Source organism: Streptomyces afghaniensis (assembly GCF_044327915.1).
Taxonomy (GTDB): Bacteria; Actinomycetota; Actinomycetes; order Streptomycetales; family Streptomycetaceae; genus Streptomyces; species Streptomyces afghaniensis.
This window is the reverse complement of sequence record NZ_JBIRGJ010000011.1, coordinates 13,947-33,818: the sequence shown is the minus strand read 5'-3', so window position 1 is coordinate 33,818 and position 19,872 is coordinate 13,947. Positions and strand designations below refer to the sequence as shown.

General features: G+C 71.3%; 20 protein-coding genes. 13 read left to right on the top strand and 7 right to left on the bottom strand.

Annotated elements, in window-relative coordinates; genetic code table 11:
• Positions 1–149: 149 nt before the first annotated feature.
• On the top strand, positions 150–563 hold the full coding sequence (locus ACH4G3_RS36660) for a Zn-ribbon domain-containing OB-fold protein (protein ID WP_397628813.1): 414 nt from the start codon (positions 150–152) through the stop codon (positions 561–563).
• Positions 564–575: 12 nt separating this feature from the next.
• On the opposite strand, the gene ACH4G3_RS36655 is transcribed toward ACH4G3_RS36660, so the two are convergent.
• Entirely contained in the window at positions 576–1,919 is a 1,344-nt protein-coding gene (locus ACH4G3_RS36655; protein WP_397628519.1) for a Gfo/Idh/MocA family protein, read from the bottom strand.
• An 88-nt stretch (positions 1,920–2,007) separates the two neighbouring features.
• Complete coding sequence (locus ACH4G3_RS36650) at positions 2,008–2,394, bottom strand: PPOX class F420-dependent oxidoreductase (RefSeq protein WP_397628518.1); 387 nt, start codon at positions 2,392–2,394, stop codon at positions 2,008–2,010.
• Positions 2,395–3,337: 943 nt separating this feature from the next.
• Here ACH4G3_RS36650 and ACH4G3_RS36645 point away from each other — a divergent pair.
• Positions 3,338–4,021, top strand: a complete 684-nt coding sequence (locus ACH4G3_RS36645) for a LuxR C-terminal-related transcriptional regulator (RefSeq protein WP_397628517.1) — start codon at positions 3,338–3,340, stop codon at positions 4,019–4,021.
• 72 nt (positions 4,022–4,093) lie between these two features.
• On the top strand, positions 4,094–4,900 hold the full coding sequence (locus ACH4G3_RS36640; RefSeq protein WP_397628516.1) for a hypothetical protein: 807 nt from the start codon (positions 4,094–4,096) through the stop codon (positions 4,898–4,900).
• A gap of 21 nt (positions 4,901–4,921) precedes the next feature.
• On the opposite strand, the gene ACH4G3_RS36635 is transcribed toward ACH4G3_RS36640, so the two are convergent.
• On the bottom strand, positions 4,922–5,722 hold the full coding sequence (locus tag ACH4G3_RS36635; RefSeq protein WP_397628515.1) for a hypothetical protein: 801 nt from the start codon (positions 5,720–5,722) through the stop codon (positions 4,922–4,924).
• Between the two features lie 242 nt (positions 5,723–5,964).
• Between ACH4G3_RS36635 and ACH4G3_RS36630 the strand changes: the two genes are divergently transcribed.
• The 6 genes from ACH4G3_RS36630 to ACH4G3_RS36605 all read left to right on the top strand — a co-directional run bounded on the left by ACH4G3_RS36630 (position 5,965) and on the right by ACH4G3_RS36605 (position 11,664).
• On the top strand, positions 5,965–6,090 hold the full coding sequence (locus ACH4G3_RS36630; protein ID WP_355842266.1) for a lasso RiPP family leader peptide-containing protein: 126 nt from the start codon (positions 5,965–5,967) through the stop codon (positions 6,088–6,090).
• 130 nt (positions 6,091–6,220) lie between these two features.
• A complete protein-coding gene (locus tag ACH4G3_RS36625) occupies positions 6,221–8,056 on the top strand; it encodes an asparagine synthase-related protein (RefSeq protein ID WP_397628514.1) in 1,836 nt (611 codons plus the stop codon).
• Complete coding sequence (locus ACH4G3_RS36620; RefSeq protein WP_397628513.1) at positions 8,053–8,310, top strand: lasso peptide biosynthesis PqqD family chaperone; 258 nt, start codon at positions 8,053–8,055, stop codon at positions 8,308–8,310. Before ACH4G3_RS36625 ends, ACH4G3_RS36620 begins: the two co-directional genes overlap by 4 nt.
• Entirely contained in the window at positions 8,307–8,741 is a 435-nt protein-coding gene (locus ACH4G3_RS36615) for a lasso peptide biosynthesis B2 protein (protein WP_397628512.1), read from the top strand. Before ACH4G3_RS36620 ends, ACH4G3_RS36615 begins: the two co-directional genes overlap by 4 nt.
• Positions 8,741–9,811, top strand: a complete 1,071-nt coding sequence (locus ACH4G3_RS36610; protein ID WP_397628511.1) for an LLM class flavin-dependent oxidoreductase — start codon at positions 8,741–8,743, stop codon at positions 9,809–9,811. The genes ACH4G3_RS36615 and ACH4G3_RS36610 overlap by 1 nt, the downstream gene beginning before the upstream one ends.
• A gap of 14 nt (positions 9,812–9,825) precedes the next feature.
• The gene (locus tag ACH4G3_RS36605; protein ID WP_397628510.1) at positions 9,826–11,664 is read left to right on the top strand and encodes an ABC transporter ATP-binding protein; all 1,839 of its coding nucleotides are present in this window, start codon (positions 9,826–9,828) and stop codon (positions 11,662–11,664) included.
• Here ACH4G3_RS36605 and ACH4G3_RS36600 read toward each other — a convergent pair.
• A complete protein-coding gene (locus ACH4G3_RS36600; protein WP_397628509.1) occupies positions 11,636–12,838 on the bottom strand; it encodes a MalY/PatB family protein in 1,203 nt (400 codons plus the stop codon). The genes ACH4G3_RS36605 and ACH4G3_RS36600 overlap by 29 nt on opposite strands.
• Positions 12,839–12,862: 24 nt before the next feature.
• Here ACH4G3_RS36600 and ACH4G3_RS36595 point away from each other — a divergent pair, with 24 nt between their 5' ends.
• From ACH4G3_RS36595 to ACH4G3_RS36585, 3 genes are all read left to right on the top strand, one after another.
• Positions 12,863–13,891, top strand: coding sequence for a hypothetical protein (locus ACH4G3_RS36595; protein ID WP_397628508.1), 1,029 nt, complete (start codon positions 12,863–12,865; stop codon positions 13,889–13,891).
• Positions 13,892–14,007: 116 nt separating this feature from the next.
• Positions 14,008–15,357 carry a S1 family peptidase gene (locus tag ACH4G3_RS36590; RefSeq protein WP_397628507.1) on the top strand — a complete coding sequence of 450 codons (1,350 nt, stop codon included), beginning with the start codon at positions 14,008–14,010 and terminating at the stop codon, positions 15,355–15,357.
• Positions 15,358–15,385: 28 nt separating this feature from the next.
• On the top strand, positions 15,386–16,366 hold the full coding sequence (locus ACH4G3_RS36585; RefSeq protein ID WP_397628506.1) for an ornithine cyclodeaminase family protein: 981 nt from the start codon (positions 15,386–15,388) through the stop codon (positions 16,364–16,366).
• 27 nt (positions 16,367–16,393) lie between these two features.
• Here the strand turns inward: ACH4G3_RS36585 and ACH4G3_RS36580 are convergent, their stop codons facing one another.
• From ACH4G3_RS36580 to ACH4G3_RS36570, 3 genes are all read right to left on the bottom strand, one after another.
• The gene (locus ACH4G3_RS36580) at positions 16,394–17,221 is read right to left on the bottom strand and encodes an EamA family transporter (RefSeq protein ID WP_397628505.1); all 828 of its coding nucleotides are present in this window, start codon (positions 17,219–17,221) and stop codon (positions 16,394–16,396) included.
• A gap of 56 nt (positions 17,222–17,277) precedes the next feature.
• Positions 17,278–17,463, bottom strand: a complete 186-nt coding sequence (locus ACH4G3_RS36575; protein WP_037667954.1) for a hypothetical protein — start codon at positions 17,461–17,463, stop codon at positions 17,278–17,280.
• Between the two features lie 100 nt (positions 17,464–17,563).
• Positions 17,564–18,724 carry an ROK family protein gene (locus tag ACH4G3_RS36570; RefSeq protein ID WP_397628504.1) on the bottom strand — a complete coding sequence of 387 codons (1,161 nt, stop codon included), beginning with the start codon at positions 18,722–18,724 and terminating at the stop codon, positions 17,564–17,566.
• Between the two features lie 171 nt (positions 18,725–18,895).
• On the opposite strand from ACH4G3_RS36570, the gene ACH4G3_RS36565 reads away from it, so the two are divergent.
• Positions 18,896–19,861: a carbohydrate ABC transporter permease gene (locus ACH4G3_RS36565; protein WP_397628503.1), complete on the top strand. Its 966-nt coding sequence runs from the start codon at positions 18,896–18,898 to the stop codon at positions 19,859–19,861.
• The last annotated feature ends 11 nt before the right edge of the window (positions 19,862–19,872 follow it).

The following is a 19,872-nucleotide window of genomic DNA, read 5'->3' as shown; positions in this document are numbered from 1 at the left end:
CCCGCACATTGAGGGAACGGAGTGCCTTTACGAGTGGCACTGAGTGCCATACTCTGTGCTGCGTGCGCGGTGGCACGGCGAACCGGGCACGCGTGTGCGCGGGTGACCTCGCACACGGGATTCCGGCCGAGTGCAGGGAGTTGACCAGCGTGTACCACCACTCAGGAACCGTCACTCAGCAGGCAGCCGGCTCCCCGACGGGTCTGCTCGACCCGAGGGGCCCGGACACCGAGGCCATCCTCTTCCAGCGCTGCACCTGGTGCGGCACCGCCATGTACCACCGGGTGCTGTGTCCGGTCTGCCGCGGCAGCGAGCTGCGGACGGAGCGCAGCGAGGGCGTGGGCACCGTCCGCCACTCCACGATGGTGCACCGCAACACCCCGGCGGCCCGCAACGTGTCCCTGGTCGAGATGGCCGAGGGCTTCGTCGTACGCGGCCGGGTCATGGGCCCGCCCATCGGCATCCACAGCGGGGACCGGGTGCGGCTGTCGACCGCCAAGGACCCGGTGCGGGGTGAGCCGGTCTTCCAGCTGATCGACGAGCCGTACCGGGCCTGGACCTGACGGACGGTCCGGTCACCGGAGCCCGGGGAGCAGTTCGGCGGTGCGCACGGGCCGCCCCGTCTCGAAGCTGCGGTTGGCGGCGAGACCGACCGCCAGGGCGAGTGCCCCGTCGCGTTCGGTGGCCGTCGGGTGGGCCGCCGCCCCGGTGTCGGCCGGGCGGGCGGGGTCGGCGGGGCCGAACAGCGCGTCGAGCATGCGCGGGTCGCCGCCTCCGTGGGCCTCGTGGGCGACCGCGAGCGGCACGTCCGCCGGGGGCCGCCACAACGGGCGCAGGGTGAGGCGGGCGCCGCCCGCGTGCTCCGCCGCCGTGTCCCCGTGCAGGGCACCCGCGGCCGAGGTGACCCGCGTCAGGGGCGGCTGCCAGCGGCTCTCCTCGACCTCCAGTTCCAGCCGGCCCGCGCTGCCGTTGAACATCACCCGGTAGCCCTCCCACGGGGAGTAGGCGGTCAGGTGGTACGTCATCGCCGCGCCGCGCGCGTAACGCACGAGGACGGACATGTCGTCCTCGATGGTGATCGGCCCGTCGAAGACGTTCCGGTCGCGCAGGTAGCCGTCGTCGCGTTCGGCGTCCAGGTAGAGGGCGCGCAGGGTGTCGTTGGCCGCGAGGTCCAGGGCGAAGGGGTCGTCGGCGGCCCGGTCGGTGCCGTGGGCGCGGTCGTACTCCCGGCGCAGTCCGTGCCGTTGACCCGCCTCGCGGCCGTAGAAGCCGAGCCGCCCGTAGCCGAAGGCCTCCCGGGGCTCGTCGGCGAGCCACCAGTTCACCAGGTCGAAGTGGTGCGAGGACTTGTGCACCATCAGGCCGCCGCTGTGGTGCTTCTCGCGGTGCCAGCGGCGGAAGTAGTCGGCGCCGTGCCGCACGTCGAGCAGCCATTCGAAGTGGACGGAGAGCACCTCGCCGATCGCGCCGTCGGCGAGCAGGGCGCGGACCTTCTCGTGCACGGGGTTGAAGCGGTAGTTGAAGGCGACGGTCAGGGAGTTGCCGGTCTGGCGGACGGTGTCGAGGATGCGGGCGCAGCGCTCGGCGTCGACGGTCATCGGCTTCTCGGTGACGACCCGGCAACCCGCCTTCAGAGCCGGGACGATGTAGCGGTCGTGCTCGGCGTCGACGGTGGTGACGACGACCTCGTCGATGCCCTCCTCGGCGAGCAGATCGGTGAAGCGGTCGGGCGCCCACTCGGTGGCCGCCGGTGCGCCGGCCTCGGCAAGCAGCCGGTTGTGGAAGGCCATTCGGGTCGGGCTGGGGTCGCACAGCGCGGCCACGAGGTGGCCGGGGCGTTCGGCGAGGCCCCGGGTGAACAGCTGGGCCCGGTGGCCCGTGCCGACGACGGCTGCGCGCAGGACGGGATTTCGGCTCATGCCAGGTGATCTGTCCCGGGGACGGGCCGTCCACTCCCCCGACGTCGAAAGCGCTTGCCGAGGATGAGGTCAGCGCGTGAGGATGAGGTCAGCGCGTGAGGGTGAGGCGAATACCCACGGTGCCGTCCACGCCCCGGCGCAGCCGGCTGCCGAGCAGGGTGAGCCGGCCGACGAGGCCGTACTTGCGGGCGATCAGCTGCCGGTAGCGGGCGGTGGTGGCCGCGTCGCCGATCTCCGCCGTGGCGGGCACCTGCTCGCCGGTGGGGTTGCCGCGCAGGTCGCAGGGGCCGACCAGGACGTCGGGGCGGTTGCGGATCCGCTTCACCTTCCAGGAGTCGGCAGGCGTCCAGGCGCCGAGCGCGTTCCCGTCACGCACCACCCAGACGGGGGTGGCGACCGGCGTACCGTTCCTGCGGTAGCTGGTGATCAGCAGGTACTTGCCCGCGCCCAGGTCGTCCAGCGCACTGTCGTCCATGGCGGGCAGTCTACGAGCGCGTCCCGGGCGGCGCGCCCCCGGGTATCAGTGAAGATCCACCATCTGAAGTTACTGGTCACGAGGCTGGGATGAATCGTTCCGGCCGGCCGAGCAGCTGCACGCCGAAGACGAGCGGGATGCGACGCCGTTCGAGGCCGCGGTGCAGGTCGCGGACCGCGCGGTGCTACTGGTGCCGCAGCGCGAGCGCGGCATGAACGAGGCGTTGCTGCCCGCGGGCCACCAGCGGATCATAGACATGGCGCGCCGGGCCGAGGGCCACCAGCGGATCATGGACGTGGCGCTCCGGGCCGAGGGCCGGTCACCACCAAGCGGGTCCGCGCCGCGCTGGGTGGTGCCCACCGCGCCGGCCCGCTCGCGCCTGCGTGACCTCCGCCGCGGGCCGAGGTGGTGCGGAGCGGCCCAGGGCTCGCCGGGTCCCCCTCCCGTACGGCCAGGACGTCCTCGTCGCGGCAGCCTCACAAAGCGGACAGACCCATGGTCGTTGACGATTCGACGGCCCTGATGTCCCGTCCGTCACCGCCCGTCCCGTCGGACGAGTCGGGGGTCACCAGCCTCTTTACCGGCGCCGGGCTGAACGGCGACGTCCGCCGGAGCGGCTGCGACGGCGGTGACGCCGTGACCTGGATCTCACGAAACGGAACGGGAGGCGTTCAGTCCGCCTGACGGAGCCGATCCTGCGGCGTATTTCACCGGCCACGGAAAATACCACCCAACCGATTATGCAAAGAACCGGCACAAGCCCGCCGGCACCCGGAAGCGGAATCCGGAGAATCCTTTTTCCCTCTGTCCGAAAATCAGGGCTCTGCGCATGGAAGGGGTGACTTACCATCAGGTTATGAGCGGACCAGGGGACAGCGGCAACGGGCGGCAGTTCGTACGTGCGCGTAACCTACCGGGTGTCGGAATGCTGTCGCACACAAGGATGACAGCCGTCGCCGAGCGCGCGTCGAAGATGGGCGTTTTTCTGGTGGATGAACACCCCCTGTTCCGGACCGGATTGCGGATCAGGCTGGAAGAAGCACACGACATGGAGCTGGTCGGCGAGGCGGCGACGGGAGAGGAAGCGTTACGTCAGATCCGGAGAGGTGCCGGCCCCAGCCCCGACGTGGTCCTGGTGGATCTGTCCCCCTCCGACATCTCGGAAACGGAATTCATCCAGGCGATCGACAAAGCTTCACCAGGCCGTCCCACCCGCGTTCTTGTCCTCTCCGCAGCGGAATCGGACGAGGCCGTGATCCGTGCGATGAGCGCCGGCGCGCACGGGTTCATGGGGAAGACCGCGCCCTGGGAGGAATTGATGCCCGCCATCCGTCTCGTGGCGGGCGGAGGGGTGGCCTTCGGCTCTCCCCTCGCAGCACGCATGGAAACTATTTTCTCGGCCGTTCGCCGTATCCCCGGACATTCCGTCTTCCCGCAGCTCACCACCCGGGAAGCGGAAATCCTCGACCTCCTCGCCAGAGGATACGGAAACCGGGCCATCGCCCGAGCGCTGTATGTGGCCGAAAAAACCGTCCGCAACCATGTGACCCACATCTTCGCGAAGCTTCAGGTGCACGACCGGGAGATGGCTGCTGCCCAGGCACGGAAGGCGGGAATGGGTGTCTGAGCCCAGTCACAGCGCGTCACTGAAGACCCGCGGATCCGTCCGGAACGGTCCGCCGACCAACAGGGGACGAGGATGAACGACAGGCAGCGCAGCCGCCGACAGGTGCTCCGGACGGGCCTCGGCGTGACGGGGCTCACCGGTCTGGCCGTACTCGGAGCGGGCCGTGCCTCCGCCCAGGAGAGCGCCTCCGCCCACGCCAGCGCCTCCGGGGAATTCCCGGACGTACCGGGGATGTCCGGTGACCGGCGGGCGAACGAACTCTGGTACCGATTCAACCAGGCCACGCTCTACGACCAGTCAGCCGACGTCAGGGCCGCCTATGCGGAGATCAACGGCCACTTCGGCGGCAACCTTCCGGTGACGCTGCGCGAGGCTTGGACCACCATGTACGCGGAGCCGGGCTACCCCGGCAACTACGCCGCGTTCATGGCCCCCGTGCAGCGTGCGCTGGGCATACTGTCCCGGGTCCAACTCGGCGTATTCGACCAGTACTACCCGAAGCGTCACGGCTTGCTCACGGCCTTCTCCCACTTCGGTCAGGGAACCCTGTTCGACCCCCGGGAACGCCCGGGGCTGCGGGTGCACACCATGGACGCCGCTCCCGGAGAGGCACCGGAGGCGTACCACACCTGGTATCTCTTCATGCGCGCGATGATGGTCCTCGACATCGACACGGATCGCTGGCGCGCCATGGCGTCCCCGCTCGCTTTCACCTGGGCCCTCCAGAACACCGCGCTGCCGGCCATGGACGAGATCAACCCCCCGCTGCCGCACCGGACGGTGCGGGCTCTGGCGGAGACCTGGCTGCCGCGGAGCATCCGCCGACTCGACCGGGACTTTCAGTCGTTCCCTCGCCCGCCCGCCGCGTCGGCCCGCTGAGAGGGAGCCGGAACAGCTCGATCAGGAGGAACGACGCACCGCGTGATGGTACGTCAGCAGGCGTGCGTCGACCTGACGCACGTCGAGGGGCAGCCAGGACTCGGCCACCTGTCGGACAGTGGTCCGTGGCTGCGGCGGATTCACCTTCCGGGTGTCGGGCTTCGCGATCAACTGCAGCCCCCAGGCGAAGCCGTTCACGGGAATCATCGCGGCCCAGAAGCGGCGGTCGGCGCCCAGCAGTACGCTCGCGTACTGGTAGGCGTGCCAGGTGTGATAGGCGAGGGGCGGGTCGCCGTTCATGGTGTGCACCTCCGACTGCACCGGCGCCCTGCGTGGGTCGAACAGCACCCCCTGGGCGAAGTACGACATGGCTGCGAGGATCCCCTTGGGGGACCCGGCGTAGAACCGGTGGAACACGTCCACCTGCGTCCGCGACACCACCTTCAGCGCCTCCCGGACCGGGCGCAGTGATGCCGCGAAGCTCTCCGGATACCCGGGCGCGTCCGCGGTCCTCACCCAGAGGTCGCGCACGCCGGTCAGCGGGTTCCCACCCACGTGCTCGGCCAGCGCCGCGTACGCCTCCTTCAGCTGCGGGGTCTGCTGGAAGTACGTCGCCTCGTCGAACTCGTACCAGAACTCGTTGGCCACGCGGTCCCCGAGCATCCCGGGAACCGGGGGGAGCCGCGGCTCGTCGGGGCGGCCGTTCGCGGCCCGGGCGGACCCGGCCTGAGCGGACAGGCCGAGTCCGGCGGCACCGACGAGCCCGAGGCCGCCGCGCAGCACACGCCTCCTGCCGTACTGACCGTCGTATCTGGGCTGCACAGGGCATCCACCTTCCCCACCTGCGTCGTCACGGACAGAAGCCACCCGGGAGAACCGCCCCTCATGCTGCTGGGCTCGGCACACGGCTGTCCATGTCCCAGGACCAACGCAGGACCTCGTCGGGACGAACCGCTCAGGCGCCCGGGACCCCAGGACATCTACGTTGAACTCGCCGTCCTGGTACGCGTGGCACACCGGGGCGGAACCACCCGCAACCGAGATACGGGAGAAGGTGCAAGGACATGAACGACGAGCAGATCTACGAGCCGCCCGCGCTGGTCGAGGTCGGTGACTTCACGGAGCTCACGCTCAGCCGGGGTACCTGGGGCTGGGACGACTTCAACCAGTGCTGGTTCCTGGGGTGCTGACACCCCGGGTGAAGGCTCCCTCCGGTCGCCGTCGGTGACCGCTGCGGGTGCCCGTGGTGCCGGGCGGTGGAAAGACTGCCCGGCACTTCCGTGACGTCCCCCGTCAGTGCGCGGACCCAGTGGAGGCCCGGTGCGGTTCCTAGTACTTCCCGACCACCCGCTGAGCGCCGCTGTCGTCGGCGGGCTCGTCCGGGGTGCCCCGGAGCAGCGGATCCTCTCGCATGCCTCGGGCCGCCCGTGGATCGTGGGCTCCTGGACGAACGAAGACATCCTGACGGTGTCCCAAGGAAGCCGTCGTCTCGCCCTGCTCGGCTGTATGACGGCGGAGGCCGTGGACCTCGGCCGGCGCCTCGACCACGTCCGGGACGTGACGGGGCTCGATCCGCTGCTCAGATCGGTGCCGGGCAGTTATCACGCGGTCGCCTCCATCGACGGCCGGGTCCGTGTCCAGGGCTCCCTCTCAGGTATCCGCGAGGTGTTCCACACCACGGTCGACGGCATCACATTGGTCGCCGACCGGCCGGACACCCTGGCGGATCTGACCGGCCGGGACATCGACGAACAGTCTCTGCTGTGCCACCTCATGGCGCAGCAGCCCTGGCCGTTGAGCGAGCGCGCGGTATGGCGTGACGTCGCGTGTCCCGGACCCGGGCGGTACGTCCTGCTCCTGCCGGACGGCGGCCACCGCACGGTCCGGTGGTGGGTCCCGCCCGTACCCGAGAACCCGGTCGCCCAGGGCGCCCGGCGGGTGCAGACCGCGCTACGGGACGCCGTGGCCGCCCGCGTCCGGACCGGTACCACGCTCGGCTGTGACCTGTCGGGCGGCATCGACTCGACGAGCCTCGCCTTTCTGTCGGCCCGTGAGGAGCGATGCCACAGGCTCGTGACCGTACGGAGAGAGGCCGAAGATCCCGCGAACGACGATGCCGTGTGGGCGCGGTACGCCGCCGGAGCTCTGCCGACGGCCCACGAGGCCGTCGTCCTGCCCCGATCCGAGGTGCCGTACTCGTTCGCCGACCAGCTCGCTCTCGATGATGATCTCGAGGCACCCTATGCCTGGACCCGGGCGAAAGCCGTGGCCGCCCACGTGTCCCGGCACCTTGCGACACGCGGTGTCCGGACGCACTTGGCCGGTCACGGAGGGGACGAACTCTTCAACCCCGCGCCCTCCTTCTACCACTCCCTCGTGCGCACCAGCCCGCTCCGTTCCCTGGAGCATCTTCGGGCGGCCCGCAGCATGTACCGCTGGCCCCTGCCCACGATGGTCCGCAATCTGCTGCGCGCCCCCACCTACGGCCGTTGGCTCTCCGAGGCCGCCGTCTCCCTGACACAACCCGTCCAAGGACCTCGTCAGCCCCTGAGCGGATGGGGCCATCACCCGAAGCTTCCCGCGTGGGTGACCCCGGCCGCGGCCGACACGGCTCGCGCGCTGCTGCACGACGCCGCCGAGCGGGGAACCGCACCGCATTCGCCGTGTCCCGCACAGCACGAGGTCCTCCAGGCCGTCCGGCAGTGTGGTGTGGGCGTGCGTCTCACGGACCGGCTCACCTCACGGGCCGGGGTGACCTACCACGCCCCGTACCTCGACGACCAGGTGGTGGAGGCGGCGCTCGCGGTACGTCTCCTGGACCGCTCCAGTCCCCGGCACACCAAGCCGGTACTCGCCGCCGCCCTGCGCGGGACCGTCCCCGACCCCATCCTGGACCGTACTACCAAGGGCGAGTTCAGCGCCGAGGTGTACGCGGGAGTCCGGCGGCACAAGCGTGAACTCCTCGAACTCGCCGACGGCATGCTTCTGGCACGCCTGGGGCTCGTGGACGAGGCCGCCGTGCGTGCCGTGATCCTGGCTCCCCACCCCACGTCCCGAACGTTCATCCCGATGGTCTTCACCCTGGCCTGCGAGTCATGGCTGCGCTCGCTCGAGTCGGCCCGCACGCGTCAGCACAGTCCGGAAGGAACCCGATGACCTGGTCCCTCGCCCCCGACGTGTCCGCGACCGAGACCGACGACGGCATGGTCCTGCTGCAGGAGACCACCGGCCGCTACTGGATGCTCAACGACACCGGCGCGACCATGGTACGGCTGCTGCGACAGGGCAAGGACGTACAGGACATCGTCGACGAACTGACCACGCGTTTCCCGCAGGACGCCACACGGATCGCGGCGGACGTCGGCGTGCTCCTGGAACAACTCGCCCAGGCCCGGCTGGTGACCACATGACCTTCCCCGTCGTACCGGAGCAGCGGACCCGCATCACCCTGCGCTCGGCAATTGCGGCCAGGGCAGCGGTGGCCGCCGCCTGGCTCCTGATCAGGCTGTCCCCCGGAAGACTGCGCCGTTTGCTGCGTGCCCTGACCCATGGCGCGCGCCCCGCCACCGAGGCGGAGGCACTGCGAAGTCGCCAGGCCGTGGTGTCCGTCAGCCGGGCCTGCGCCGGCCAGGGGTGCCTGCAGCGTGCAGTGGCCACCGTCCTGCTGTGCCGGCTGAGGGGGGCCTGGCCGGACTGGTGCACCGGGGTGCGGACCCGGCCCTTCCGTGCCCACGCATGGGTCGAGGTGAACCGCCGGCCTGTCGGTGAGGGCGAGGACATCCAACTGTTCCGGACGCTCATCCGCGTACCGGTCCGCGAAGACCGCCGGAGGGACACGTGATGGAACAAGAACCCCTGAGGTTCGGCGTGCTGCTCACCACCGACCGGCACCGGGGCCAGACGGACCACGACGTCCTCACCCGCGCCCTCGCGGTGGCACAGCAGGCGGAGTCCCTGGCACTGGACGACGTGTGGGTGACCGAGCACCACTTCCTCGACTCCGCGGTGAATCCCGCGCCGCTCGCCCTGGCGGCCTTTCTGCTGGGCAGGACGCGCACCATCCGGGTGGGCACGGCGATCACGGTGCTTCCCCTGCACTCACCCGTCCATGTGGCCGAACAGACCGCTCTGCTGGACCACCTCTCCGCGGGCCGGTTCGTTCTCGGAGTGGGCCGCGGTGTGCCCGGGGCCGAGTACGAGGCGCTGGGGGCCGATCCACAAGCGTGGCGGGCGGGACTGGCCGAACCGCTGGACCGTCTGCTCGCCGCCCTCGCTGGCGAGGTGCCGACGGCACCCGACCACCGAACCGGCCCACGCCTGCGCCCCTCGCCCTCCGTACGGACCCGGCCCCGTCCGCCCGTGTACGTGGCGGCCGGGTCCCCGGCGTCCATCGAGATGGCGGCGCGCCGAGGACTGCCCCTGATGCTGTTCTTCGACAAGAACGCCGAGGCGAAGGCGGAGATGGTCGACTGGTACGACCGCACGGCGAGGGAGGCCGGACGACGGGAGCCGGGCCCCGCGCACGCCTTCGCCGTCTTCACCCAGGTGACGGAGTCGGAGGAGCGGACCCGGACCCTGATGCGAGACCGGGCGCGGTTCATCCTCTCTCTGAACAACCAGCCAGGACGGACGACCGGCTCCGCTCTCGCCGCTCCGCCGCCGGTGACCGCCGGGAATTTCTCGGCACTCGCCGACAGGCTCCTCGCCACGCAGCCCGTAGGCTCCGTCGATCTCTGTGTGGAGCGGCTGACCCACCACATCCGCGCCTCGGGTTGTACGCGAGTCATGTGTCAGGTCGAGGCGGCGCCGGGGACCGATGACGCACTGCGCAATCTGGAGCGCCTCGCGCGGGAGGTCTTCCCCGCCGTTCGGGAAAGGGTCGGCGCGGCGCGTGCCGGGGCCGACGTCTGAGGGGACTGGGCTGTATGCGTACACGACCGGCAGGTGATGAGGAGGGCGCGGGCTCCAGCACGCCGCCGGCGCCTCCGGTGTCGCTCCTGCGGTCCGGCAGGGCACTGCTCGAACACATCGGTCCGTACCGGTGGCGCATCGTGCTCGGCGGGCTCCTGGGTCTCGCGGGAGCCGCGGCGGCCGTCGGCCAGCCGCTCGCGGCCAGGGCCTTGATCCAGGACCTCGGACGACATGACGCGGTCGCCGGAGCGCTGACGCTGCTGTCGGGGCTGGTCCTGCTCGGCGCGGTGCTGAAGGCACTGAGCCAGTACGTCCTCGCGCACGCCGCCGAGTCCGTGGTGCTGAACGCCCGCAGCAGACTGACCACCCGGTTGATCCGCCTCAAGGTGCGCGAGCTGGAACGGACCGAGCCCGGCGACCTGCTGTCGCGGGTCACCTCGGACACCACGCTGCTGCGGCAGGTCACCACGCAGTCGGTCGTCTCGGCGGTCACCGGCGTCCTCACCCTCATCGGGGTCGTGGTCATGATGGCTACGCTCGATCCTGTGCTCCTGTGGACGACTCTGGCGGTCGTCGTACTCGTCGGTGCGGTGATCAGCGGGGTCCTGCCGCGCATCTCCCGTGCCACCGCTCATGCCCAGGCGGCGGTGGGCGCCATGGGCGCCCTCCTGGAACGCACCCTGGGGGCCATCCGCACCGTGAAGGCGTCCGGTGCCGAGGAACGGGAGACGGCCAGAGTCCGCCGAGCGGCCGAGGACGCCTGGCACCGGGGCGTCCAGGCCGCCAAATGGCAGGCGGTCATGGGCACCGCGGCCGGACTGTCCGTCCAGTTGTCCTTCCTGTCCGTCCTCGGGGTCGGCGGTGCCCGCGTGGCTTCCGGGGCCATCGAGGTCTCGACCCTCGTCGCCTTCCTTCTTTTCCTCTTCTACCTGATGGAACCGGTCTCCCAGCTCATCCAGGCCGCCACGCAGTTCCACATCGGCGCCGCGGCCGTGGCGCGGCTGAGGGAAGTCGAGCTGCTGGAGACCGACGACGCCCCGCCGCGACCGACGCGGACACGCCGTCGTTCTCCGGCCGGACGCCCGGCCACCGTCGTCTTCGACAAGGTGGTCTTCCGCTACCGTCCGGAGCTCCCCGACGTCCACCGCGGCGTGGACTTCGAGGCTCCCGGCGGCATGACCGCCCTGGTCGGCCCCTCGGGCACGGGGAAGTCGACTGTCTTCGCCCTTCTCGAACGGTTCTATGAGCCGACGTCCGGGAGAGTGCTCGTCGACGGCCGGGACATCCTCACGCTTCCACTGCCCGAACTGCGGGCGTCCATCGGCTACATCGAACAGGACGCCCCCGCCCTGTCCGGCACCCTGCGCGACAACCTCCTCCTTGCCGCCCCGGAGGCCACCGAGGAGGACGTGCACGACGTGCTCGTCCGCACCCGCCTGGACGCGTTCGTACATGCGCTGCCCGCGGGGCTCGACACGCCGGTGGGCCACCGGGGAACACGGCTGTCCGGAGGCGAGCGCCAGCGCGTGGCGATCGCCCGCGCGCTGCTGCGCAAGCCCCGGCTGCTGCTCCTCGACGAGGCGACGTCCCAACTCGACGCCACCAACGAACTCGCTCTGCGTGACGTGGTGGTGGAGGTCGCCCGCGAGACGACCGTGCTGGTCATCGCCCACCGGTTGTCCACCGTCGCCATGGCCGACCGCATCGTCGTCATGGACTCCGGCCGGGTGCGCGCGACCGGCACCCACGAGGAACTGCTCGCCCGGGACGCCCTGTACCGAAAACTCGCGGCCACGCAGTTGCTGCTCCCCACGCCGGAGGGGTTCACGAAGGCCGAGGCGTCCCAGGGGTGAGCCCTGCGGCGGCCATTCTCCGTACCGCCTCCCCGATCACCTCGGGCGAGGTCGCCAGGTTGAAGCGGACGTGTCCGGCACCACCCGTGCCGAAGGGGAGTCCGGAGTTGAGGGCCACCCGGCCGCGGTGCAGGAAGGCGTCCGCCGGGTCGTCGCCGAGGTCGAGGGCGCGGCAGTCGAGCCAGGCGAGGTAGGTGGCGTCGCCCGGGCGGTAGCGGATCTCGGGCAGGTGCTCGGCCAGTAGGTCCGCGAGCAGCCGCCGGTTGGCTTCGAGGCCGGACAGCAGGGCGTCCAGCCAGGTGACACCGTCACGCAGGGCGGCCGTGTGGGCGATGACGCCGACGTGGCTCGGGCCGTGCCCGACCTCCTCGGGCATCCGGGCCAGGTCGGCACCGGCCCCGGGCCCGGCGATCGCGAGGGCGGCCTTGAGCCCGGCCAGGTTCCACGCCTTCGATGCCGACATCAGCGACAGCCCGCGTTCGGCGCCCGGCACGCTGAGGTACGGCACGAAGCCGGTGCCGCCGACCACGAGCGGCGCGTGGATCTCGTCGGCGACGACGCGGACGCCGTGCCGCTCGGCGAGTGCGGCGACGGCGGACAGTTCCTCGGCGGTGTGCACGGTGCCGGTCGGGTTGTGGGGGCTGCACAGCAGGTGGGCGGCCCGTGCTCCGCCCGCCACCGCCCGCCGGAAGGTCTCCTCCAGGACGCCGAGGTCGATGCGCCCGTCCGCCCCGAGCGGGGCCTCCAGCACGCGCCGGTCCATGTGCTCGACGAAGTGGTAGAACGGCGGGTACACCGGCGGGTTCACGACCACCGCGTCGCCGGGTCCGGTGACCAGCTTGAGCATCTCGACGACGCCCAGCATGACGTCGGGCACGATCGCGGTGCGCTCCACGGCGAGCCCGTCCCAGTTCCAGCGCTTCTCGGCGAAGGCGGCCAGCGCCTGCGCGTAATCCGTACCGGCGGGGTAGCCGGTGTCGCCGAGGTGGAGCGCGTCGGTGACGGCGCGCACGACGGGCTCGGCGAGCGGCACGTCCATCTCCGCCACCCAGACCGGCAACACGTCCTCGGGATAGGCGCGCCACTTCATGCTCGTGCGGCGGCGCAGCTGGTCGAGCGTGAGGGCTTGCAGGGGATTCGGTTCACCGGACGTCTCGTGCGGGATCCTGGTCATGGGCACACGATAGGGGGCTGTGCAGTGAGCGGGAATCGTGAGGACGGGGAGCGGGGACGGGCCGAAGACCCGCTCCTGGAGATCGCCTGCGACGAGTCCGGGTCGGACGGCGAGAACCTCACCGGCGGGAACACCGACGTGTTCGCGCACGCCAGCGTGTCGCTGTCGGTGGCGACGGCGGCCGCGGCCGTGCGGGAGATCCGGGACCGGATCCGCTCGCCGGCCGAGGAGTACAAGGCGAACCACCTGCTGCGGGAGAAGCACCGCGCGGTGCTGGAGTGGCTGCTCGCGCCGGACGGGCCGATCCACGGGCGGGCGCGGGTGCATCTCATGGAGAAGTCCTTCTTCGTGGTGGACCGGGCCGCCGGTCTGCTGCTGGGCGACCCGGGCGCGGCCCTCGCCCTGTTCCGCGGGGGCCGCCGGACCTTCGGCGAGGACGGCTGGCGGGCGTTCCTCGAGGCGGCCAACCAGCTGCTGCGGGTGCGCAACAACGGCGAGCCGGGCGCCCCCGTGGAGGTCTTCTACGGCACGGTCGACACCCTGCGGCGGGGCCGTCCGGACACGGACGTCACGGGGGTCATGGAGCGGCTGGCCGCGACCCGGGCCCGCGCGGTGTCCTATCGGGCGGCGTTCCTGGACGGGCCGCCCCTGATCCCGGTGCTCAACCCGCTGCTGCCGGCGATCGTCCGGACGGCCGCGCTGTGGAGCGGCGGCGGGCGGCCGGTCCGTCTGGTGCACGACCGGCAGAACATGCTGACGCCGGACCGCATCGCCTGGATCGAGGAGACGGCCCGGCAGTCGGGGGTCGGCCTGGCCGGGATGCGGCTGGTCGTCGCGCGCGAGGACGCGCGCGTGCAGGTGGCGGACTTCCTCGCCGGGATCGCCCGCAAGATCGCCTCCGACGAGCTGAACGGACGCGGGGAGTCCGCGCTCACCGCTCTGCTGCGGCCCTACGTCGATCCGGGCTCGGTGTGGGGCGACGCGCGCAGCCGGGCCCTGCTCACCGCCCCGGCGGACCTGGATCCGACCGTTCCCGCCGCCGGCCGGCGGTGAAGAGATCACGCGTGCGGTGAACACGGCGCGGCTGCGCCCCGTATGGGAAGAGGGCACTCAACTCAAGGAGTGCCCCGCGGTGTTCACACCGTGATGTTCGGGTTCGGGAGCCATGCATGAGGCACGCACGACGACGGGTCGTCCGGCGAGTGACACGGCTGGCGGCCGTCGGCGGACTCCTTCTCGGAGGAGCGATGGTCACAAACGCCGTGGCGAGCGAGCCCCCCGACCCATCGATCGGCGTCCCGTACTCCGCGCGGCCGGCCACGAGCATGGGAACGGACCTCGTGTCCCGGCTCGGCACCTCCCGTACGGCGGGCAGCTGGGTCGACTCCGCCGGGCGGCCGGTCGTCGCGGTCACGGACGAGAAGGCGGCCGACGAGGTCGAGCGCGCCGGTGCGCGGGCGAAGATGGTGCGCCACAGCATGAGCGACCTCAAGTCCGCCACGGCGACGCTGCGTTCGGCGCCCCGGGTGCCCGGTACCGCCTGGGCACTGGACTACAAGAGCAACGAGGTGGTGGTCCGGGGCGACAGCACCGTCTCCGCCTCCGACTGGTCCCGGCTGACCGACGTCGCGGAGGGCATCGGCGGCTTCGTGCGCATGGAGCGCACCGAGGGCACGTTCACGACGCGGGTCAACGGCGCGCAGCCGATCCTGTCGACCGCCGGGCGCTGTTCGGCGGGCTTCAACGTGACCGACGGGACGACCGACTACATCCTCACGGCCGGGCACTGCGGGCCCGACGGTTCCGTCTGGTTCGCCGACGACCGGGGCCGGGAGCAGGTCGGCTCGTCGCTCAAGGGGAGCTTCCCCGGTGACGACTACTCCCTGGTGAAGTACGACAGCGGCCGCGCGGGCGAGGGTGCGGACGTCGTGGCGGTCGGTGACGGCAAGGGTGTGCGGATCACGGGCGTCGCCGACGCGGAGGTCGGTCAGAAGATCTTCCGCAGCGGCAGCACCAGCGGGCTGCGCGAGGGGGAGGTGACCGCGCTGAACGCGACGGTCAACTACCCCGAGGGCACGGTCACCGGCCTCATCGAGACGAACGTGTGCGCCGAACCCGGCGACAGCGGCGGCCCGATGTTCGCCGACGGCGTCGCGCTCGGTGTGACGTCGGGCGGCAGCGGGGACTGCAGGGCGGGCGGTACGACGTTCTTCCAGCCGGTGACGAAGGCGCTGACCGAACTGGGCGTCAAGCTGATCGTGGCCAAGCAGGCCGGTGCCGGCACCGGCGCCTCCCCCGCGCCGTCGGCCTCGCAGGGCGCCGCCTCGCCCGGCTCGTCGGCGCCGGTGACGGGCGAGGACGTGTCGGGCCTGCTGACCCGCCTGACCGACCCGCGCAACGTGGGCCCCGGCCTGCTGGTCATCGCGGGCAGCCTCGTCGCCCTGGTGGCGACGAGGTGGATCCGCGCGGAGCAGGACCGCAAGGCGTACCGGCAGTACTACTCGGCCACTTGGGGATGACGCCGCCCGGCCCGGGTGAGGACGCCCCATGACCGTACTGCTCGGCGCCACCGAGCTTCAGCGGGTGGTCACCCCGCAGGACGCGCTCCGAGCTCTGCGCCAGGGCTTTGTCGCGGCCCCCGGCATTCGGACGGCCCCGCAGCGTGTGCGCCAGAGCCTGCCGACGTCCGCCGGGAGCATCGCCGTACTCCTTCCGGGGCTACTGCCGGACGTCCCGGCCTACACGGTCAAGGTGAACGCCAAGTTCCCCGGCTCCGATCCGGCGATCTCCGGCGTCGTCTGTCTCCACGACCTGGAGACCGGGGAGTTGCTCGCGCTGCTGGACTCCGCCTTCGTGACCGCGTGGCGGACCGGGCTGTCGGCGGCGCTGGCCACTGACCTGCTCAGCCCGGCCGGAGCTCGCACCGTGGGGATCGTCGGGGCCGGGGCCCAGGCCGACATGACGCTGCGCGGGCTGACCCGGTTGCGCACGGTCGAGCGGCTCGTCATCCACGATGTCGACGACGGACGGGCCCGCCGGATGGCCGGGGTCTGGCAACGGGCCGGACTCGCATGCGAAGTCGTCGGCAGTGCGCGGGAGGTCGCCCGCACCTGTGACAGCGTCGTCACCGCGACCTGGTCCCGCCGCCCGCTGCTGCACCGTCCGGATGTCCGGCCGGGCGCGCACATCACCTCACTGGGAGCGGACGAACCGGGCAAGGTGGAACTGGATGCCGGGCTGTTGCGGCATGCGCGAGTCATCGTGGACGACCTCGACCTGGCCATGACGGCCGGTGCGCTGGGCAGTGCGGGCCTGCGCCGGGAGGATGCCGCGGCCGTCCTGGGCCGGGTCGTCGACGGGACCGTCCCGGCGCGCACCGATGCCGGGCAGGTGACCGTCTACACCCCGGTCGGTCTGCCCTGGCAGGATCTCGCGCTCTCCTGGGCCGCCTATGAGGCGGCGCTGCGGGACGGGGTCGGCGTCGGCTTCCGGTTCCACTCGCGGCCGCAGGGCGAGGGTGGCGCGTGAGCACGCCGGGGCCGGGACGGCTCTGCCTCACCCCAGCGTGAGCAGTACCGTCGCCACCCCCGCTCCCAGCAGCCCCAGCGCCTGGCGCCGGCTGATCCGCTCGTGCAGGAGGGCGAGGCCGAGGACGACGGGCAGGGCGGGGTAGAGGGACGCGAGGACGACGGCGATGGCCAGCAACTGGCGCTGTGCGGCGAGCAGATACAGCACGAGGCCGAGGGCCGCGCCGGCCCCGATGAGGAGGGCCTGGACACAGCGGCCCGGCGGCAGCTTCAGCCGGCGGGCGTGGCGGGCGGCGTCCGGCAGGAGGACGAGCACCGCGGCGACACGGCCCGCGGCGACGGGCCACAACCCGCTCGCGGAGCCGGCCTGGCCCAGGGCGAGGTACTGCACAGCGACGCCCGCGCTGGCGAGCAGTCCGTCCGCCGTCCCCTTGCCCGCGCCGCCTCCGCCGCCGCCGGAGACGAACCACAGCGCGGGGACGGTCACGGCGATGCCCAGCCAGGCCACGGCCCCCGGACGGTCACCGAGGACGAGCACCCCGCACAGCACCGACAGCGCGACACCGGTGACGGCGCTCACGGGCACCACGACGCTCATCGCGCCGCGGCTCAGGCCCCGGTTGAGGAACCGCATGGCGACGCCGCTGCCGACGCCGGACAGCGCGCCCCACAGCAGGTCGGCGGTGTGGACGACGTCGGCGGGGATGAGGAGCGCGGCGGCGCAGGCGAGCAGCAGCCCGCCGAGCTGGCCGAAGAAGGTGACGGCGGCGTGATGGATGTGCCGGGACAGCAGGCCGCCTGCGAAGTCGACGATGCCGTAGACGACGGCCGAGGAAAGTGCGAGTAGGGCACCCATTGGATCAGGGGTGCCCCGGGACGAGGGTCCGATGCGTCAGCGGACCTGGCTGACGCTCAGGCCGCGGGCGCGGACTGCGGGGCCGCGGCGGCCCACTCCAGGACGAGCCGCTGGTACTCCTCGCGCTGCTCGACGCTCAGTGTCCCGCCCGACCGGCGCCACAGGGCCCGGATCTCCTCGTTGACCTCGTCAGCCGTGCGCTGGGAAGAGGATTCAACAGTGGTGGACATGCTGTGAAGCATACGTCGCCGCAGGTGAAGACGATGTGAGTAATCGTGAGTTAAACGGTCATTCCGGACAGTGTTGCTGATCACGTCCATCTCCCAGTAAACGTGAGCCTGTTCACACTTCGGCCGATCCCAGCACCAGCACCTTGATGGCCAGGACGGCCGCGCCCCGCGCCCAGTCGTGAAAATCGGACACCTTCGTCTCCAGCTCGACCGGGGCGGCCAGGGGGTGCCGGTTGTCGCGGACCGTGTCCTCGACCGTCTTGCCGGCCACGTCCATGAGCCCGAACCCCTCCCCCGCGAGCAGGATCTTCTGCGGCATCACGAAGTTGGAGATCTGCGCGACGAGCGTGCCCAGCGCCCGGGCCGCCTCGTCGACGACCCGGGCGGGCATCGGGTCCCCGGCGGCGGCCGCCGCGAGGATCTCCTCGTAGGTCCGGTCGCGGCCGGTGGCGGCCTGGACCTGGTAGCGGATGTTGGGGATGGTCAGCAGCGAGACGGCGCTGCCGCGCCGGCCGTCCGGGGTGAGCGGGCCGTTGGGATCGACGATCCAGTGCCGGCCGAAGCCGCGGTCCTCCTCGGCGTAGGCCACCCGCTTGCCGCCCAGGACGAGTCCGTAGCCGATTCCGGCGCCGATGGTGAGGACGACGAAGCGGTCCAGGCCGCGTCCGGCGCCGAACCAGGTCTCGGACTCGACCAGGGCGGCGACGTCGTTCTCGACGACCACGGGCAGCCCGGTGCGCTCCTCGACAAGATCGGCCAGGGGGACGTCCCGCCACAGCAGGAAGGGGGACTCGCCGACGACGGCGCGGTCCTGGACGAAACCGCCGACTCCGATGCCGATCCCGGCGAGCCGGGGGTGGTCGCGGAGCAGCTCGGCGGTCATCTCCCCGAGCACGTCGGCGACTTCGGCGGGGTCATGGGTGGTGAGCGGACGGTCGTGGCGGGCGACGATGTCACTTCTGAGCGTGGTGACGACACCGTAGACCATGTCCCCGGTGATCTTGAAGCCGAGGAAGGACCAGGAGTCGGCGACGACGTCCAGCGGTGTGGAAGGGCGGCCCTGGCGCGCCTCCGCCGGCACGCCCGCCTCGGCCACCTCGACCAGCAGGCCGGACTCGATCAGCGGTTTGGTGAGCCGGGTGAGGCTGCCGGCCGACAGTCCCAGCCTGCGGGCGAGCTCGGTGCGCGACAGCGGGCCGTGCACGAGCACCTCGATCGCCACCGAGCGCTCGCCCGGGCTCAGCGGCGGCCAGCTGGCGATGCCTGCGGTCATGTCGGTGCGACTCCCCTCGCCCTTTTCTTTCGCACTGAAACCAACATGACCACTCTAAGGCGATGATGGTTCCTGCGAAAAGATGTTTGCACCCCTCTTGACGCGGCAATTGTTTCGCGCCAAAAGTAAGTCCCGCCAGAGGACGAGCCGCCGCAGCGAGGGAGTCTCCCGATGACCATCGCCTCCAGCAGCCCTCCGTCACGTCTGCCCGTGGGCGGCGCGGCGGAGGCCCACAGCAAGCCCAGGCCACGACGGACCGAGACGGGCGAGAACCGGGGTGACGGACGGCTGGCCGCGCTCTTCATCGCGCCTGCGCTGCTCGGCTTCGTGGTCTTCCTGCTCTGGCCGACGCTCCGGGGCATCTACCTGAGCTTCACCCGCTTCAACCTGCTGACGCCGGCCGAGTGGGTGGGCCTGGACAACTACGTCCGCATGGTCAACGACCCCATCTTCTGGGACTCCCTGTGGGTCACCGTCGAGTACGTCGTCATCAACATCGGCGTGCAGACGGTCGCGGCGCTCGCCATCGCCGTCCTCCTCCAGCGGCTGACCCAGTCGGCCATGCTGCGCGGCATCGTGCTCACGCCGTACCTGATGTCGAACGTCGTCGCGGGTCTGGTCTGGCTCTGGATCCTCGACACCCAGCTCGGCATCGGCAACGAGATCATCAGCGCTCTCGGCGCCGACCGCATCCCGTTCCTCGCCGACGAGACCTGGGCGATCCCGACGATCGCGCTCATCAACGTGTGGCGGCACGTCGGGTACACCGCGCTGCTGCTGTTCGCCGGTCTCCAGGCGATCCCGGGCGACATGTACGAGGCGGCCCGGGTGGACGGCGCGAGCGAGTGGCGGATGTTCTGGCGGATCACCATGCCGCTGCTGCGGCCGGTGCTCGCGGTCGTGCTGATCATGACGGTGATCGGGTCGTTCCAGGTGTTCGACACCGTGGCCGTGACCACCGCGGGCGGTCCGGCGAACGCGACCAACGTGCTCCAGTACTACATCTACGGCTCCGCCTTCGGGCGCTTCCAGTTCGGCTACGCCTCGGCCATGTCCGTCGCCCTGCTGGTCGTGCTGAGCGCGATCACCGTCCTCCAGTACCGGCTCACCCGGGCCGGCCGGACCGACCTCGGCTGAGGAAAGGGAGA

Coding starts and splice junctions, on each gene's coding strand:
- ACH4G3_RS36655 (WP_397628519.1), bottom strand. CDS start 1,919: ATGAGCCGAAATCCCGTCCTGCGCGCAGCCGTCGTCGGCACGGGCCAC.
- ACH4G3_RS36650 (WP_397628518.1), bottom strand. CDS start 2,394: ATGGACGACAGTGCGCTGGACGACCTGGGCGCGGGCAAGTACCTGCTG.
- ACH4G3_RS36645 (WP_397628517.1), top strand. CDS start 3,338: ATGACAGCCGTCGCCGAGCGCGCGTCGAAGATGGGCGTTTTTCTGGTG.
- ACH4G3_RS36640 (WP_397628516.1), top strand. CDS start 4,094: ATGAACGACAGGCAGCGCAGCCGCCGACAGGTGCTCCGGACGGGCCTC.
- ACH4G3_RS36630 (WP_355842266.1), top strand. CDS start 5,965: ATGAACGACGAGCAGATCTACGAGCCGCCCGCGCTGGTCGAGGTCGGT.
- ACH4G3_RS36620 (WP_397628513.1), top strand. CDS start 8,053: ATGACCTGGTCCCTCGCCCCCGACGTGTCCGCGACCGAGACCGACGAC.
- ACH4G3_RS36615 (WP_397628512.1), top strand. CDS start 8,307: ATGACCTTCCCCGTCGTACCGGAGCAGCGGACCCGCATCACCCTGCGC.
- ACH4G3_RS36610 (WP_397628511.1), top strand. CDS start 8,741: ATGGAACAAGAACCCCTGAGGTTCGGCGTGCTGCTCACCACCGACCGG.
- ACH4G3_RS36605 (WP_397628510.1), top strand. CDS start 9,826: ATGCGTACACGACCGGCAGGTGATGAGGAGGGCGCGGGCTCCAGCACG.
- ACH4G3_RS36600 (WP_397628509.1), bottom strand. CDS start 12,838: ATGACCAGGATCCCGCACGAGACGTCCGGTGAACCGAATCCCCTGCAA.
- ACH4G3_RS36590 (WP_397628507.1), top strand. CDS start 14,008: ATGAGGCACGCACGACGACGGGTCGTCCGGCGAGTGACACGGCTGGCG.
- ACH4G3_RS36585 (WP_397628506.1), top strand. CDS start 15,386: ATGACCGTACTGCTCGGCGCCACCGAGCTTCAGCGGGTGGTCACCCCG.
- ACH4G3_RS36580 (WP_397628505.1), bottom strand. CDS start 17,221: ATGGGTGCCCTACTCGCACTTTCCTCGGCCGTCGTCTACGGCATCGTC.
- ACH4G3_RS36575 (WP_037667954.1), bottom strand. CDS start 17,463: ATGCTTCACAGCATGTCCACCACTGTTGAATCCTCTTCCCAGCGCACG.
- ACH4G3_RS36570 (WP_397628504.1), bottom strand. CDS start 18,724: ATGACCGCAGGCATCGCCAGCTGGCCGCCGCTGAGCCCGGGCGAGCGC.
- ACH4G3_RS36565 (WP_397628503.1), top strand. CDS start 18,896: ATGACCATCGCCTCCAGCAGCCCTCCGTCACGTCTGCCCGTGGGCGGC.